Raw genomic sequence first — 14,795 nt, 5'->3', positions numbered from 1 at the left:
AAAGCATCGAGCCGACAAGGAGATCCACAGTCATGACCGATTGCGCTTTGACCATCGGATGCTTTCAATACGACACGACACGCGCGCTCTTCGACGGGAGCGTCCGCCTCGAGGGCGCCGATGTCACGATGGCGACCGCAGCGACCCTGCCGGAGCTCTTCGAGCGGCTGATCAGGGCGAGCGAGTTCGACATCGCCGAGCTCGGGCTCACGTTCTATCTGCGGCTGCTGGAAACCGGGCTGCCGTATGTGGCGTTACCGATCTTCCCCAACCGGGTGTTTCGGCACTCGTGCGTATTCGTCAATGTCCATTGCGGCATAACCGATCCCACGCATCTCAGCGGACGCGTCATCGGGGAATTCGGCATCTATGGCCAGGATTCCGGCGTCTGGGCCAAGGGGATCCTCAGCGACGAGTACGGATTCCGGCCCGAACGGAATCGCTGGGTGATCGGCGGCCTCGAATCGCCCGCGCCCCCCTTCGATTTCGTTCCGCACCCACGTCCGGCCGAGCTCGAATGGAGCGCGGCGTCGGAAGGGGCGTCTCTGAACGCGATGCTGGACGCGGGCGAGATCGACGCCTTGTTCTCGGCGAACGTGCCGCAATGCGTGCTCGACGGCTCCCCGAATGTCGCGCGCCTGTTCCCCGACTTCGAACCGTTGGAACGCGACTATTACCGCAGGACCGCGATCTTCCCGATCATGCACACGATCGTCGTGCGCAAGGATCTGCTCCAGGCCCGGCCACGTCTCGCACAGGATGTCTACCGGGCCTTCACCCAGGCGAAAGAACGTGCCGCCGAACACTATCGGCGTGGTCGCAGGCTCTACCAGGTCCAGACCATGGTGCCGTGGATGAACGCGCTGATCGACCGCGATATCGACCAGCTGGGCGCGGACTGGTGGCCCTATGGCATCGCCGCCAATCACGCCGCCCTCGATACCTACCTGCGCTACCACTTCGAACAAGGATTGTCGTCGCGCCGCTGGAAAGTCGACGACGTCTTCGCCCCAGAGTTACTCAACAGCTAGTGGTAGGCGTCGAGTTCGGCGAGGTAGGTGGCGCGGGTGGGCTCGTCGAGGAAGGCGGCCTCGAAGGAGTTGCGGGCCAGGGTGCGGACCTGGGCGTCGGTGAGGGACAGTTCGGTGGCGGTCGCGGTGAGGTTGGCGTGGACGTAGCCGCCGAAGTAGGCCGGGTCGTCGGAATTGACGGTGACCAGCAGGCCCGCGTCGAGCATGCGGTGCAGGGGGTGGTCGGCGAGGGTGTTCACGACGCGCAGGCGCACGTTGGAGAAGGGGCATACCGTGAGTGGAATGCGTTCGCGGACAAGGCGATCCACCAGGTCGGAATCCTCGAGGCAGCGTACGCCGTGATCGATGCGTTCGACGCGCAGGATGTCGAGGGCTTCCCGGATGTACTCGGGCGGGCCTTCCTCACCGGCGTGCGCGACCGCGCGCAGGCCGAGGGCGCGGGCGCGCTCGTAGACCGCCGCGAACTTGGCGGGCGGGTGGCCGACCTCGGCGGAGTCCAGGCCGACGGCGACAATGCGGTCCAGGAAAGGTTCGGCCGCGTCGAGGGTTTCGAGCGCCGACTCCGCCGACTGATCGCGCAGGAAGGACAGAATCAGCGCGGTGGTGATGCCGTAGTCGCGCTGGCTCTGGTCCAGGGCGGCCAGCAGTCCGCGCGCGACGGTGTCGAAGGGGATGCCGCGGGAGGTGTGGGCCTGCGGATCGAAGAAGATCTCGGCATGCCGCACGCCGTCTTCGCGCGCCCTGGCCAGATAGGCGTTGGCGAGATCGGTGAAATCCTGCTCGGTCCGCAACACATCGGTGAGCGCATAGTACAGATCGAGAAACGACTGCAGATCGCTGAAACTGTAGGCGTCCCGCAATTCCTCGACGCTCCCGAAGGGCAGCGTGATGCCGTTCCGCTCGGCGAGCTGGAAGGCCAACTCGGGTTCGAGGGTGCCCTCGATGTGCAGATGCAACTCGGCTTTCGGAATCGGCATCCGACGATCGTAACGGGAGGACAATCGAGGGCGTTTGTCCCTGTCGAATGGGCATCCGTCGATGGTCAGATGGAGATCGGACAGATCCGTGAACCAGTCGACAGGAGGTGCGGACATGGACCCGTTCGACTCCCTCGAGGAGACGCGCAGCATGGTGAATCTGTCGCGGACCGAATCTCTGCGTCTGCTGGCCAGCGTTCCGTTCGGCCGCGTGGTGTTCACCCGCGACGCGCTGCCCGCCATTCGGCCGGTGAACCACATTGTCGACGGTGACCAGGTGATCGTGCGGACCCGACTGAGCTCGCGGCTCACCACCACGGTGCGCGCCGACTCGGAGGTCGTGGTCGCCTTCGAGGCCGACGAGATCGATCCGGTGCGGCGGCTGGGCTGGTCGGTCGTGGTCACCGGTATCGCGCGGACCGTCACCGATCCCATGCGGGTGGCCCGCTACGACCGGCAGGTGCGGCCGTGGATCGACGGACTCATGGACACCATCGTGGCCATCGAACCCACCTTGGTGACCGGGGTGAGACTGGTCGAGCGCGGCTCGATCCGGGCCGAGGCCAGCTGAGCGAAGTCAGCCGGTGGGCAGGTCGTCGCTTTCGAGGGCGGTGCCGTCGTCGATGGTGATGCTCATGTACACGTTGAAAAATGGCGAATATCGCTGCAGGGTAACGGAAACCGGGACGGTCATGTAGTGGCCCGCCGAGCACGAGGGCTGGCAGGTGTTGCGGTGAATGGTGCCGGTTCCGGCTGCGGCGGTTTGGTCCCATTTCGACCAGACCAGGTCGTCGATCCAAATGTCGGCGTTGGTGCCGCAGTGTAGGGCGGAGATCTTCGTGGGACGGATTTCTGGTTGATCACCGCAGTGGGAGATGACGCGTGGGGGTGCCGACACCGGCGATGGCAGTGCCGCGGAGGGTGAACGTGAGTCGGCCGAACTCGCCGGTGATGTGTCGGTCGCTGTAGCGGCGATACCACTGTGGCTGTTGACGGCCCGCAGGTGTAGGTAGACGGGAGTCGCGATCGCGGCGGCGGACGCAATGCCGACCGCCGCGAGGATGACGGCCGCGCGGCGAGTGGATGGGCGTCGCTTCCAGGTCGTACCCGGGTGCTCGGACTCGGAGGTGGTGGCCTCGGCCAGCGCGGCCCGGGCGGCATCGACCATGGACGAGCAGTCGGGGTAACGCTCCTGCGGGTCTTTGGCGAGCGCTCTGGCAATGACGGCGTCCAATCCCGCTGGCACCGAGGGGCGGATACTGCTCGGCCGCGGCGGCGTCGAGGTCAAATGCGCCGCGACAACAGCGCCTTCACTGTCACCGGGGAAAGGCACTCTGCCGGTGAGCATTTGGTAGAAAGTGCACCCGAGCGAATAGATGTCGGAGTACTTGTCGGCGGCTTCCCCTTCGAAACGCTCCGGTGCCGTATAGGCGAAACTCGCGAGCAATCCCGTGGCCGTCACGGTGGCATCGACCGCGCGGGCAATGCCGAAATCTGCGACCAGAACACGCTCCTGCCCATCGACGGATTCCAACAGCAGATTGGCGGGTTTCACGTCCCGGTGAATCACGCCCCTGCGGTGCGCGAAATCCAATCCGGCGGCGACATCGGCCAGCAGCCGCACGGCACGCTGCGGTGCCAGCGTTCCTTCGGTCGCGATCAGGCTCGCGACATCCCCACCCGCGACGTATTTCATCGACAACCACGGCATGCCCTCTTCGACACCCCGGTCGTAGACCGGGATGATGTTCGGATGCTCCAGTGCCGTGATCAGCTCGATCTCGCGCTCGAAGCGCGCACCAACCGACGAACTGCGATTCTTCTCGCTGGTCAGCACCTTCAATGCCACCAGCCGCCGCAGCCGAGGATGACGGGCCAGATACACCGTCCCCATCCCGCCCGACCCGATCTCCCGTTCGATCAGGTGACCGGCGAAGACGGCTCCGGGCCCCAACTGCATTGGCCCATTATTGTCGGAAGGTGTTGTGTGAGCGACCAGTTCGATAACACCGGTCCGCGTGGACCGCACTCGACGGGCCCTAGGCCGCGCATGGAACTCGTAAAGGGATTTGACTTCCCGGCGTGGACGGGCCGAGGATGGGTTGGTCAGCACCTCGCTAGGCGAGGCTCCTGTACGAACACAGGCCACTGATCCGACGACGTCGAGAGACGCCCAGGGTTAGGACAGATCTCCCCGGATTAAGGGGTGATCCGAAGTGGCTTCCCGCACAGCGGGATACGTCGTGCAGTGCCGAAGCTCTGACGAGAGGGGTGCCTCGGCCGCCGGTCATGTGCGGTCTCGGATCCCTCGCCCGGTGCGGCACAGCGAATGTGGTCGACGCGCGCGTGCGTCCTGGCGGCGAGGAGGTGAGGGACGAATGAGTTCCGGCGATAGTCCGTATCCGAGTACCCACCTCTTTCCCGCAAAGGAGTTCCGCCATGGCAACTTTCGCGATTCCGCGCGTCCGTACCCCGATGACCGTGCTGTCGGTGCTGGGTGAGTCGATCGTCCGCGTCCGCGCCCGGTACGGCCTGACCGATCAAGAGCGCGCCAATATGCGACTCGCCCGTTCCCGCGCGGCCGTGTACACGGCTTCGCTGGGCGGTCACCCGTTCCACGCCTGAAAACCGGCCGGTTTTCGGCCGCGCCGAGCTGAAACCCTGGGAACTCCGGCGATTCGCCCGCCGGAGTTCCCGGAATGCCTGATCCTGAACGGGTAGCCAGGCCATCGCCGATCGCCTGCGCGTCGTTGGGAGAAGGGTTCCACAATGTCCAGACACCGGGGCCGGATCATCTCGGGTGTGCCATCCACCATCGATTCGTCTCGGCCGCATCCCGCGCGCTTCTACGACTACTGGCTGGGCGGCCGCGACAACTACCTACCGGACCGTCGACTAGGCGACGAGATCGCCTCCTATATCCCCGGCATTCGCGCGATGGCCCGCGCCAATCGCGCATTCCTGGGCCGGGCCGTGCGCTATGCCATCACCGAGCTGGGCATCACCCAGTTCCTCGATATCGGCACCGGCCTGCCCACCGCGCGCAATGTCCACCAGGTGGCCCAGGACGTGGATCCCGAGGCCCGGGTGGTCTACGTGGACAACGATCCGATCGTGCTGGCCCACGCCCGCGCCCTGATGTCCGGAACCCCGCAGGGCAGAACGGCTTTCATCCTCGCCGACCTGCGTGACCCGGACTCCATTCTGAACGATCCGACCCTCGCCGAGACCATCGACCTGGATCGCCCCGTCGCCATCATGCTGGTCGCGGTCCTCATGTACTTCCGCGAGGCCGACAACCCGCACGGCATCATCGCCCGTCTCCTGGACGCCGTCCCCTCCGGCAGCTGCCTGGTCATCACCTACCCCACCGCCGATGTCGACCCCAAGGGCGCGGACCTGGCCGCCCAGGCCTGCGAGCGCGCGGGCATCACCATGGCCCTGCGCACCCGCGCCGAGACCGAAACCCTGTTCACCGGAACAGATCTCGTCGACCCCGGCGTCGTCCACCTCGACGACTGGCACCCCGAACTCGCCGAAGCGCCCCTCTTCGAACCCGACCCGTATTCCGGTCCCGCCTGGGCCTACGCGGGCCTGGGCCGCAAACCCTGACCCGCGTCCTGCGCCGACCTGTCCCGAGTGTCGGGGCGGGTCGCGGTGGCCAGGGCCCAGCGGAGCGCCGTTCGGCGGACCGAGGTGGTGTCGGCGTAGCCGAGGAGTCGGGCCTGTTGGGTGCGGCTGAGAGGGCCGTCGGCGGAGGCTGCCACGAGGCGGGCGTAGCGGGCGCGGTCGAGTTCATTGCGCCAAGTGGTTCCGGCCTCGGCGAGGCGGCGTTGCAGGGTGCGGGGGCTGACGGTGAGGCGGCGGGCTATCTGTTCGAGGGAGACCTCACCGAGGTCCAGCTCCTCGGCCATGGCCACGGCGACTCGCTCGGGCCAGGCGGTAGCCAGGGGCGGCGGGGGCGGCAGGGCCGCGGCCAGCGGGCGCAGGACATCGGCCAGGACCGGATCGGCTGTGGTCAGGGGCAGGTCCATGTCGGCGGCGCGGAAGGTCATCGAATCCTGGTTGGCTCCGAAATCGATGGCGGTGCAACCGAATACATCGTGGTAGACGGTGAGGTCGCGAGGTGCGGACTGCCGCAGTGACACTCGCACGGGGTGCAATGGTTCGGCGACCACGCCGCGGGCTCGCGCGAGCACGGCGGTGAGGCCCCAGGCGTGTGTGAGGTCGCGAGCACGGCCCTCGCCATTGACCATGTCGAGGGTCAGCGTGCACTCGCCTTCGGACTCGGCGAAGAAGTCGAAGCGGTGGTTGGTGGTCACCGCGCTCACGTACGGGCCGCAGGTGGCCAGCCCCGCGCCGACCGTGGGTGCGGAGGAGAACAGGTAGTCGTAGAGCTGGGTCGCCTTCAATTCGTACCGATTGCCGACGCGCAGAGCCACTTCCGGATCGTCGAGCCACCGCGCCGCGATCTCCCACAGCCGCGAGAATGTCTCGCTGGGCACGTGCACACCCGATCCAGTCAGCGTCCACTCGGGTACCCCGCACTCGCGAATCAGGCGGTCGCGATCCAGACCGGCGGCGGTCAACTGCCGGATGACGAACCGATGCAGCAGCGTCTGGTCGGTCCCGATCGGCTCCGTGTCGTGGCGCGGCCATGCCATACGGAGACGTTAAACGCACCGCCCACGCTCCGCCACCGGTTCGGCGCACCGGGGCGGCGGGGGAGAGGCACCGGAAGTGTCTGGCGCGCACCCGATTCCAATTTCGCGGAATCGAATGATATTTACCGGTGAACACCGGGCTGTTCACATCCGCGATGCCGCAAAATATATCGGGAATTCTCTACGAAGAATCCGCTCACCGTGTTTCTCGGTTGCCGCTCGTTTGGGGTCTTGGCAGGGTGGGTATCGGCTGTACACAGAGATACTCGAGTTTTCGCCTCTCGATGACGAGAAGGAGTTTGCGATGAGTTTCGATCTGTACCGCGACCGTCTGGCCGAATCGGACCGACCTTTGCACATTGTGATGGTTGCCCCACCGTATTTCGATATTCCACCCCGCGGATATGGCGGCGTAGAGGCCATTGTGGCGAGTCTGTGCGACGAACTGGTCGCCCAAGGTCATCGAGTCACCCTGTTGGGTGCCGGACGCGATGGCACGGCGGCGAATTTCATTCGGATCTGGGACGACCTGCTGACCGAGCGGCTGGGCGAGATCTACCCGGAAGTGGTGCACGCCATGAAGGTTCGCGCCGTCATCGAGGAGCTGGCCGCCACCGACCACATCGATATCGTGCACGATCACACCTTCGCGGGTCCGTCGAACGCGCCGTTCTACCGATTGCTCGGCATCCCCACGGTCGTGACCGTGCACGGCCCGGTCGAGGACGACATGCGGGATTACTACCATTCCTTCGACGACGGCGTCGGGCTGGTCGCGATCAGCGACCGGCAACGCGCGCTCGCGCCGGAATTGCCGTGGATCGGACGCGTACACAATGCGATCGATCCGGAGGACTGGCCGTTCCACGAGGAGAAGAAGGATTACGCGCTGTTCCTGGGCCGCTACGCCGATTACAAGGGCCCCGACCGTGCGCTCGATGCCGCGCACGCGGCGGGCATTCGCCTGATTCTGGCCGGAAAATGCAATGAGCCAGCCGAACACGCGTATTTCGACGAGCACATCCGGCCGCGCCTGACCGCGAACGACTGCGTTTTCGGTGAGGCGGACGCGATTGCCAAACGCGAACTCCTGGCCTCGGCGCGTTGTCTGCTGTTCCCGATCTCGTGGGAGGAGCCGTTCGGCATCGTCATGATCGAGGCCATGGTGTGCGGCACCCCGGTCGTCGCCCTGCGCGGCGGCGCGGTCGAGGAGGTGGTCGAGCACGGCGTCACCGGGTGGATCTGCGATGATCCGGCCGAGCTGCCCGACGCCATCGCTCGCGTGGGTGAACTCGATCCATTCGCCTGTCGTGAGCGTGTGGTGCAACGGTTTTCGCTGGATCGGCTGGGGACGGGCTATGTCGACGTCTACCGGCACGCCATCATGGTGGCCGAGGCGCGGGCCCGCATTCAGGGTTGGCGCGGGCTGCCGATGCCGGTATCCACGCCGGATCCGCTCACCGCCCCCGAAAGTCTCACCGTCACAGAGAGTCTCACCGCCGCGGAGGTTCTGCCCTCCGCCGAGACCCTCACCGCTACCGAGACTCTCACCGCCACCGACACCGAGGACGCCGTGAGTGTGCGGTCATGACCGGCGCGGTGTTCAACGCCGGTCCGCCGGTGCCGGTCGACGCGAGCGGGGGCGTGGTGACCCTCGTCGAATCGAGCACGTTCTGCCTGTCCGACCACCTCGGCGACATTCACGACGGCACCTCGCAGGGCTTGTTCTATCGCGACGCGCGCGTGTTGTCGCGCTGGGAGCTACGGCTGGACGACCATGCGCCCGAACCGCTTTCGGTCACCACGCCCGAGGCGTTTCGCGCCCGCTTCATTCTGCGCAAGCCACCGCGTCCGGGCGTGGCCGACTCCACGGTGCTGGTGGTGCGGCGGCGCATGATCGGCGACGGCATGCGCGAGGTCATCCTGATCGACAATCTGGGTGACGAGGACACCGCCATGACGGTGACCTTGCACGCCGAGTCGGACTTCGCCGATCTGTTCGCGGTGAAGTCCGGCACGGCCGCGACCGGCACCGGCGAGGTCCGCGCCGACGACGGCCAACTGCACCTGACCGACCGCTCGGGCGGCGGACGCGGGCTGATCATCAGCGCCGACGGCCATCCGCTCGCCCTGCCCGGCACGCTCAGCTGGCGGATCGTGGTGCCCGGGCGGGCGCACTGGCAGACCACCGTGTACTGCCGCCCGGTCATCGCGCATCGGGCCGTCGAGATGAGCTTCGGCGACGACGAGCAGGACAGTCCGCTGGCGCGGCTCAAGCAGTGGCGGGCCAGCGCCACCTCCCTCACCACCGGTGACCGGAGCCTGACCGCGATCCTGCAGCGCACCGAAAGTGATTTGGGCGCACTGCGAATCGACGATTCACCCAATGGCGGTCCGGCCTATGTGGCCGCGGGCGCGCCGTGGTTCATGGCGTTGTTCGGGCGCGACAGCCTGCTCACCTCGTGGATGGCGTTGCCCTTGGATTCGGCACTGGCGCTGGGCACCCTGCATCAGCTCGCGAAGCTGCAGGGCACCGTGTCGGAGCCGGTTACCGAGGAGGAGCCGGGTCGCATCATGCACGAGATGCGGCACGGTCCCGGGGGTGAGCAGGTGCTCGGCGGGTCCGTGTATTACGGAACCGTCGACGCCACACCGCTTTTCGTCATGCTGTTGGCCGAATGCTGGAGGTGGGGAGCCGATGAACGAGAAATCCAGGATCTGCTGCCTGCCGCCGACGCGGCCCTGGCGTGGATCGACGAGTACGGGGACGCGGACGGCGACGGATTCGTCGAATATCGCCGTAAAACCGACCGTGGCCTGGCGAATCAGGGATGGAAGGACAGCTGGGATGCGATCAACTTCGCCGACGGGCGCCTGGCGGACCCGCCGATTGCCCTGTGCGAGGTCCAGGGCTATGTGTACGCGGCCAAGCTCGGGCGCGCGGACATAGCCGAAGCCTTCGGTGACACCGCCACCGCGCGGCGGCTGCGCGGGGAGGCGGAGCAGTTGCGTCGGAAGTTCGAGCAGGCCTTCTGGATCCCCGAAATGGGTTGGTACGCCATCGGTCTGGATGCGAACAAGCAGCAGATCGACGCCCTGTCGAGCAATGCCGCACAGTGCCTGTGGACCGGCATCGTCGACGACGACCACGCCCGCACCCTCATCGAGAACCTCGGCGACGCCTGCATGGACAGCGGTTTCGGGCTGCGCACGCTGGCCTCCACCATGGGCCGCTACAACCCGATGAGCTATCACGACGGCTCGATCTGGCCGCACGACACCGCCCTCGCGGTCGCCGGATTGATGCGCTACCAACACATTTCGGGTGCCATCGAACTCGCCGAACGTCTCGCGGGCGGCCTGCTGGAGGCGATCATCGCCTTCGGCGGCCGCCCACCCGAACTGTTCTGCGGCTTCTCGCGCGCCGCCCTCCCCACCCCGGTGCCGTACCCGACCTCCTGCTCCCCCCAAGCCTGGGCAAGCGCCGCGCCCCTGCTCCTCCTGCGCGCCTTCCTCGGCCTGGAACCCGACGTCCCCCACCGCACCCTCACGGTCTCCCCACGCCTCCCCGAACGCATCGGTCAGGTCCGTCTTGCCGACCTGAAACTCGGCGACGCGACCGTGACGATCGAGGCCAGAACCACCACGGTGAAAGTGGAGGGCCTCCCGCCCGACTGGGAGCTGCGTCAGACCTGATGAAAGGGCGCTCGAACGGTTCGGGCAGCATAGTGACGAAGCATCGAACCCGACGAGAGAGGAACCCCCATGTGTCAGCCCGTCCCCTGTGAGACCTGCGGCAAGACGACCTGGGCCGGTTGCGGCGAACACATCGCCGAAGTCAAGGCCATCGTCCCCACCGACCAGTGGTGCGACGGCGAGCACTAACCCCGCCGGTGCCGGGGCGGCCCACCCGCCCCACCCACCAACCATGATCGAAGCATCGGTCGTCAGGGGTGGGTGGGGATCATGAGGAGGGATTTCATCAGGTGGGTTAGGTGCTGGCGGGGGAAAGGGGTGGTGGGGGTGAGGGCTCGGTCGTAGTCGACCGGGAGGGTCAGGGCCGCGTGGATGAGGATCTGGGATTCGGCGGGGGTGAGGGTGGGGCGGATGGCGGCGAGGAGGGTGGACCATTCGGTGACTATTTGGCGCTGGATCAGGCGGAGCGGGGTGCGGGCGCTGTCGGGGAGGCGAGCGAATTCGGCGAAATAGACGTGGATCAGGGCGCGGTCTTCGTGGGCACCTGCCACGTACATGTCGATCAGTTTGGTGAGTGCCGCTGTGGGGGTGGGGGATTCGGCGAGGGTGGGGGCTATGACGGCGGACATGTGATTGGCGGTGCGGCGGAAGGCGGTGGTGAGGAGGTCCGCCTTGCCGCGGTAGTAGCGGTAGACGGCGGAGGGCGAGGGGAGGTTCGCGGCGGCGGCGATGTCTTCGACGGTGACGTTCGGGTAGCCGTGCTCGTGGAAGAGGCGGATCGCCTCGTGCAGGAGGAGTTCGTGTTTGAGGGTAGGTGGGATCTCGATCGCGCGGGGGCCGGGCGGCGGTTCTGTCGGTGTGGGGAGATCGGTTTCGATGAGGGACCAGCAGGCTGAATTCAGTAGGGCGGAAAGAGGTTTCGTGGCGAGGGTGATGCGGTGGTCGCCGAGGGAGCTGGCCGTGCTGAAGATGCCGACGGCGAGTATCCGGCGCTGGTGCGCCGAGAGCGACGGCCGGACCGCGCCGATCAGGGCGCTCAGCTCGGTGAGGGCGGTGGCGAAATGCTGGTCCACCGTGCGCTTGTCGGGTTCCTCGAGGTAGCGGTGCTCCCAGCGGGCCAGGCCGACGGTGGCGCGATTGGCGATGGTCTGGGCGATGATCCGGTCGATGGCGTATCCGAGCCGACGGCGTGCGGGCCAGCCCGCGGCCACCTCGGGCAGACCGACCGCCGCGACCGTCACCTCACCGAGCCGCAGCAGTTCACCGGCGAACAGCGCGTACTTGCTGGGGAAATGCCGGTACAGCGCGGTCGAGGTGATGCCGAGGCGAGTCGCAATGTCCTCCATACTCACTCGGTGATAGCCCAGTGCCGCGAATTCGGCCGCCGACACGGCGGCGATCTGTGTCCGCCGGTTCTTCGGGCGTCGACGCACGGCCCGCGCACCCGGATCGGCGTCGGGCGTGCCGAGGTGGCTCACTGCTGAGGCTGTTGTGCCAGTGGAGAATTCACCTTGTTCACCAACCAGCGGTCGCCGGACCGTTCCAGGCGCATGACCATGGACAGCTGACCCGGCGCGGGCTTGCCCTGGGTGCCGAGGCTGGTGATCGTTTGCCCGATCACCACAATGGCCTCGGCGGAGTCACGGTCCACGTTCCGCACCGCGCACTGCACATCCGTGGCCTTCGACACCACCTGTCCCTGGGTCAGCACATCTCGCAAATCCTTGCTGGTCGAATCGAATTGCTTGCGCCAGTCGCCGGTCGCGCCATCGAGGACCGCGGTGAAATACGGGTCGAGATTCTTGGCGTCATAGGTGGCGAGCACCGGCGCGTACTTGCACGCCGCGGCCTGAGCCTCCGATTGGGCCGCCAACAGATCGTCGCTGTGTGCATTGTGGCGGTAGAGAACAATGCTCGAGCCGATCGATGCGGCCAACACCACCACAACCGCCGCGCCCCCTATGATCCGACCGCGCTTACCCAGCCGAAGCGGCCGCAAGCGAGCGGACAGCGACTTCCGCGGGCGCTCAATAGAGTTCGACTCGGTATCGGCCGATGATTCGGCCGTGGTCTCGGAAGTGGCTTCGAGTGCTTCGGTCGAAGCCGGGTCGATTGTGGTGTCGCTCATGAGGTTTCCTATCGGGGGATGGGCTGAGAGAGCTCGTTGCCGCCGACACCGGGCGGTGCGGTCGCGCCGTTGTCGGGGACGGCAGGCCGCGGAGCGTTGGCGGAGCCGCGGATCTGCAGGGCCGGATTCGAGGTGACGCAGTAGTTGTAGAGCCGGACTCGGGTATCGGCTTGGATGTCGGTGGGGACGACCGGGATCGTCTCGTAGTCGCAGCTGGGGCGGGGCCAAGGGTCGACGAGGGTGTTGTAGGCACCGTCGTGGGCGGGGACGCCGAGCGCCTCGGAGCCCGCGCGTAGGGCGGGGAACAGCGCGGCAATGGCGGGAGCGCGGAGCTTGGCGGCCTTGGTGACCGCTACGAAATTCGTCACCAGATTGGTGACCGGGTCCTGGGTTTCGGAGATGAAGCCGTTGAGCGTCGCCAACTGACCCGGCCCCTGTTGCAGCAGTTTGCGCAATTCCTGATCGGCGGCGGCGAATTGGTCGAACAGCACGCTGCCCGCCCTGGTCAGCGTCCCCAGATCGGGTTGGGCGTGTTGCGTGGTATCGGCGATGACCTCGAGGTTCTCGATCAACTGTCGGGTCTGCGGCAGCAGACCGTCGAGCCCGGACATGGCGCGGCTGATCCCGGACACCATATTGCGCAGCCGATCCGGCCCACCGGCCAGCGCCTTGTCGAGCTCGTCGACGATGACATCGATCCGCTCGGGATTCATGCCGCCGATGAGATCGCTGAGATTGGTGAACACCGCCTGGATCTGCACCGGAGTGCTGGTGCGCGCCCGCTCCACCACCGCGCCGTCGCGCAGATACGGCCCGGTGTCGGAGTCGGGCCGAAAGTCGAGGTACTGCTCCCCGGCCGCCGAGAGCCGCCCCACCGCCACGGTCCCACCGATCGGAATCCGTGCGCTGTCCTCGATCTGGGCGACGGCGGCGACACCGTCCCCGGCGACGTGCACATCGGTGACCTTCCCGACCCGGCTACCCCGGAAGGTGACGTCATTGCCCGGCGACAGCCCGGCCGAGGACGCCAATTCGACCGTCACCGAATACGTGTGCGGAATCGGATTGAACCGCAACACATACCCGCCGATATACCCCGACCCGAGCACCAGCACGGCGATCAACCCGAAATTGGCGATGGCGATGCGATGCCGCACCACCCACTGCCACAGCGGCGGATTCATCGATCCCCTCCCTGCGGTGGCTCGGGCTGGCTCTGCGGCAGTTCGGGCTGCGCGTCCGGCTGCCGAGGCGGACTGGTGACCCGCCCGAACACCTTCGCCAGCACCTGCGCCAGACTGCCGATGAACTGCCCGACATCCCCGACCTCCGGCCAGCGACTACCGCTGGGATCGGTGAGCGCGCCGATATCCAGATAGGACACCGTCGCCGCCACGGCCAGCGCCGGACCGCGCAGGCTGGCCATGAGCGAGGGGTAAATCTGATGCAGCCCGTCCAACGCGGGTGTCAGCTGATCACTCTGGGCGAATCCGGACATGAGCGCCTGAATGCTGTTGAACAACCCCACGAAATCGTCACCGGTGGTCGTGGCGAAGTCGCCGAGCGCGTCGGTGGTCGTCGCCACCTTGGCGAGCAGATCCACGATCTGCTGATTGTTCTCGGTCAGCAGCGCGATGAGCGCGGGAAACGTGTCGGCCGCCTGCCCGAGCTGTGCCTTGCGTCGCGCCAATTCGCCCGAGAGCGAGTTCATCCCGCCGAGCACCTGATCGATATCGCCGGTGCGGGCGTTGAGCGCGGCAATGGCCGCGGTCATCTCCGTGATCAGATGCGACAGCTCGGGCGCGCGTCCGGCGAACATGGAGTCCAACTGCCCGGTGATCTTCGCGGCTTGATTGATCCCACCCCCGTTGAGCAGCAACGAGATCGACATCATGAGCTGCTCCACCGACGCCCCCGCCGCGGTGTGATCGACCCCGATGGTGTCCCCGTCCCGCAGCGGCTCCCCGGCCTCTTGCGCCGAGGGCAGGGTCATGGCCACGAACATGTCGCCCAGCGGAGTGGCCTGCCGCAGTTCCACGGTCGTGCCTTTGGGCAGCCGAATGTCCTGACGGATCAGCATCTGCACATCGGCGAGAAAATTCGTCGTCTTGATCCTGGTGACGACCCCGATATCGGTTCCGCCGATCTTGACGTGGGCGTGGTCGGGCAGATTCAACGCGTCCGCGAACGCCGCGTGCACGGTGTACCCCTGCGCGCCCAGCCCGGGTTTGGGCATGGGCAGGGTGTCCACGGTGACCGCGCACGAGGTGGCGGCGAGCAGGGCGGTGGCGGTCATGAT

General features: G+C 66.6%; 13 protein-coding genes and 1 riboswitch. Of the genes, 6 read left to right on the top strand and 7 right to left on the bottom strand.

Features of this window, described 5'->3' with window-relative positions; genetic code table 11:
- The first annotated feature begins 32 nt into the window (after positions 1 to 32).
- Positions 33 to 1,031, top strand: a complete 999-nt coding sequence (locus tag VMT40_RS25080; RefSeq protein WP_326361205.1) for a 4,5-dihydroxyphthalate decarboxylase — start codon at positions 33 to 35, stop codon at positions 1,029 to 1,031.
- Here VMT40_RS25080 and VMT40_RS25075 read toward each other — a convergent pair.
- Positions 1,028 to 2,008, bottom strand: a complete 981-nt coding sequence (locus tag VMT40_RS25075) for an adenosine deaminase (protein ID WP_326361203.1) — start codon at positions 2,006 to 2,008, stop codon at positions 1,028 to 1,030. The two genes, VMT40_RS25080 and VMT40_RS25075, sit on opposite strands and share 4 nt — an antisense overlap.
- Positions 2,009 to 2,123: 115 nt before the next feature.
- Here VMT40_RS25075 and VMT40_RS25070 point away from each other — a divergent pair, with 115 nt between their 5' ends.
- A complete protein-coding gene (locus tag VMT40_RS25070) occupies positions 2,124 to 2,579 on the top strand; it encodes a pyridoxamine 5'-phosphate oxidase family protein (RefSeq protein WP_326361201.1) in 456 nt (151 codons plus the stop codon).
- Between the two features lie 6 nt (positions 2,580 to 2,585).
- Here the strand turns inward: VMT40_RS25070 and VMT40_RS25065 are convergent, their stop codons facing one another.
- Positions 2,586 to 3,968 carry a serine/threonine-protein kinase gene (locus tag VMT40_RS25065; RefSeq protein WP_326361200.1) on the bottom strand — a complete coding sequence of 461 codons (1,383 nt, stop codon included), beginning with the start codon at positions 3,966 to 3,968 and terminating at the stop codon, positions 2,586 to 2,588.
- 146 nt (positions 3,969 to 4,114) lie between these two features.
- Positions 4,115 to 4,286, top strand: a riboswitch (M-box (ykoK) riboswitch).
- A 161-nt stretch (positions 4,287 to 4,447) separates the two neighbouring features.
- On the opposite strand from VMT40_RS25065, the gene VMT40_RS25060 reads away from it, so the two are divergent.
- Positions 4,448 to 4,633 carry a hypothetical protein gene (locus VMT40_RS25060; RefSeq protein ID WP_326361776.1) on the top strand — a complete coding sequence of 62 codons (186 nt, stop codon included), beginning with the start codon at positions 4,448 to 4,450 and terminating at the stop codon, positions 4,631 to 4,633.
- A 144-nt stretch (positions 4,634 to 4,777) separates the two neighbouring features.
- Complete coding sequence (locus tag VMT40_RS25055) at positions 4,778 to 5,620, top strand: SAM-dependent methyltransferase (protein ID WP_326361199.1); 843 nt, start codon at positions 4,778 to 4,780, stop codon at positions 5,618 to 5,620.
- Here the strand turns inward: VMT40_RS25055 and VMT40_RS25050 are convergent.
- Positions 5,593 to 6,672 (bottom strand): AraC family transcriptional regulator ligand-binding domain-containing protein, encoded by a 1,080-nt coding sequence (locus VMT40_RS25050; protein WP_326361197.1) that lies wholly within the window; start codon positions 6,670 to 6,672, stop codon positions 5,593 to 5,595. The genes VMT40_RS25055 and VMT40_RS25050 overlap by 28 nt on opposite strands.
- A 304-nt stretch (positions 6,673 to 6,976) precedes the next feature.
- Here VMT40_RS25050 and VMT40_RS25045 point away from each other — a divergent pair, with 304 nt between their 5' ends.
- Together VMT40_RS25045 and VMT40_RS25040 are read left to right on the top strand one after the other, a co-directional pair.
- Positions 6,977 to 8,263, top strand: a complete 1,287-nt coding sequence (locus VMT40_RS25045) for a glycosyltransferase family 4 protein (protein WP_326361195.1) — start codon at positions 6,977 to 6,979, stop codon at positions 8,261 to 8,263.
- A complete protein-coding gene (locus tag VMT40_RS25040; protein ID WP_326361194.1) occupies positions 8,260 to 10,368 on the top strand; it encodes an amylo-alpha-1,6-glucosidase in 2,109 nt (702 codons plus the stop codon). Before VMT40_RS25045 ends, VMT40_RS25040 begins: the two co-directional genes overlap by 4 nt.
- A 251-nt stretch (positions 10,369 to 10,619) precedes the next feature.
- On the opposite strand, the gene VMT40_RS25035 is transcribed toward VMT40_RS25040, so the two are convergent.
- Genes VMT40_RS25035 through VMT40_RS25020 form a run of 4 tightly spaced genes read right to left on the bottom strand, consistent with a single transcriptional unit; the run spans position 10,620 to position 14,792 of the window.
- Positions 10,620 to 11,846 carry a TetR/AcrR family transcriptional regulator gene (locus VMT40_RS25035; RefSeq protein ID WP_326361192.1) on the bottom strand — a complete coding sequence of 409 codons (1,227 nt, stop codon included), beginning with the start codon at positions 11,844 to 11,846 and terminating at the stop codon, positions 10,620 to 10,622.
- Positions 11,843 to 12,496 (bottom strand): hypothetical protein, encoded by a 654-nt coding sequence (locus VMT40_RS25030; RefSeq protein ID WP_326361190.1) that lies wholly within the window; start codon positions 12,494 to 12,496, stop codon positions 11,843 to 11,845. Before VMT40_RS25030 ends, VMT40_RS25035 begins: the two co-directional genes overlap by 4 nt.
- Positions 12,497 to 12,504: 8 nt before the next feature.
- Positions 12,505 to 13,680: an MlaD family protein gene (locus VMT40_RS25025; protein WP_326361188.1), complete on the bottom strand. Its 1,176-nt coding sequence runs from the start codon at positions 13,678 to 13,680 to the stop codon at positions 12,505 to 12,507.
- A complete protein-coding gene (locus VMT40_RS25020) occupies positions 13,677 to 14,792 on the bottom strand; it encodes an MCE family protein (RefSeq protein ID WP_326361187.1) in 1,116 nt (371 codons plus the stop codon). Before VMT40_RS25020 ends, VMT40_RS25025 begins: the two co-directional genes overlap by 4 nt.
- Positions 14,793 to 14,795 lie beyond the last annotated feature (3 nt).

It is taken from the genome of Nocardia sp. CDC160 (assembly GCF_035818795.1).
Classification (GTDB): Bacteria; Actinomycetota; Actinomycetes; order Mycobacteriales; family Mycobacteriaceae; genus Nocardia.
The sequence above is the reverse complement of the archived record's forward strand: the minus strand, read 5'-3'. Positions and strand labels throughout refer to the sequence as shown.

Coding starts and splice junctions, on each gene's coding strand:
- VMT40_RS25080 (WP_326361205.1), top strand. CDS start 33: ATGACCGATTGCGCTTTGACCATCGGATGCTTTCAATACGACACGACA.
- VMT40_RS25075 (WP_326361203.1), bottom strand. CDS start 2,008: ATGCCGATTCCGAAAGCCGAGTTGCATCTGCACATCGAGGGCACCCTC.
- VMT40_RS25070 (WP_326361201.1), top strand. CDS start 2,124: ATGGACCCGTTCGACTCCCTCGAGGAGACGCGCAGCATGGTGAATCTG.
- VMT40_RS25065 (WP_326361200.1), bottom strand. CDS start 3,968: ATGCAGTTGGGGCCCGGAGCCGTCTTCGCCGGTCACCTGATCGAACGG.
- VMT40_RS25060 (WP_326361776.1), top strand. CDS start 4,448: ATGGCAACTTTCGCGATTCCGCGCGTCCGTACCCCGATGACCGTGCTG.
- VMT40_RS25055 (WP_326361199.1), top strand. CDS start 4,778: ATGTCCAGACACCGGGGCCGGATCATCTCGGGTGTGCCATCCACCATC.
- VMT40_RS25050 (WP_326361197.1), bottom strand. CDS start 6,672: ATGGCATGGCCGCGCCACGACACGGAGCCGATCGGGACCGACCAGACG.
- VMT40_RS25045 (WP_326361195.1), top strand. CDS start 6,977: ATGAGTTTCGATCTGTACCGCGACCGTCTGGCCGAATCGGACCGACCT.
- VMT40_RS25040 (WP_326361194.1), top strand. CDS start 8,260: ATGACCGGCGCGGTGTTCAACGCCGGTCCGCCGGTGCCGGTCGACGCG.
- VMT40_RS25030 (WP_326361190.1), bottom strand. CDS start 12,496: ATGAGCGACACCACAATCGACCCGGCTTCGACCGAAGCACTCGAAGCC.
- VMT40_RS25025 (WP_326361188.1), bottom strand. CDS start 13,680: ATGAATCCGCCGCTGTGGCAGTGGGTGGTGCGGCATCGCATCGCCATC.
- VMT40_RS25020 (WP_326361187.1), bottom strand. CDS start 14,792: ATGACCGCCACCGCCCTGCTCGCCGCCACCTCGTGCGCGGTCACCGTG.